This window comes from Bacillus sp. SIMBA_005, from assembly GCF_046535585.1.
Lineage (GTDB): Bacteria > Bacillota > Bacilli > Bacillales > Bacillaceae > Bacillus > Bacillus pumilus.
Map to the genome: position 1 here is coordinate 1 of NZ_JAWRWI010000046.1, position 474 is coordinate 474.

The window sequence follows — 474 nt, forward strand, 5'->3', positions numbered from 1 at the left end:
CGCAAGCAGGGGATCTTTAAAAAGCGCGACCCACAAGGGCATCACGTTGCTTATAAAGCCTTCCGTGAAGATCCGCAGGCAAACCCACTGACTACGCCATCGGGCAAAATTGAGATTTATTCGCAGGCGCTGGCTGACATTGCCGCTACCTGGGAATTGCCTGAAGGCGATGTGATCGATCCACTGCCGATCTACACGCCGGGCTTTGAAAGTTATCAGGATCCGCTGAACAAACAGTATCCGCTGCAGCTTACAGGTTTCCACTATAAATCTCGCGTTCACTCAACTTACGGCAACGTTGATGTGCTGAAAGCGGCTTGCCGTCAGGAAATGTGGATCAACCCGCTTGATGCCCAAAAACGCGGTATCCACAACGGCGATAAAGTCAGGATCTTTAACGATCGTGGTGAGGTTCATATTGAGGCGAAAGTGACGCCACGAATGATGCCGGGTGTGGTCGCACTGGGTGAAGGT

Annotated in this window: 1 protein-coding gene; it reads left to right on the forward strand. The window is 51.9% G+C overall.

Annotation, left to right across the window (positions count from 1 at the left end; all coding sequences use genetic code 11):
- Positions 1–474, forward strand: a 474-nt coding sequence (locus tag SB660_RS18985; protein WP_410583767.1) for a molybdopterin dinucleotide binding domain-containing protein, incomplete at both ends; no start/stop codon positions are given.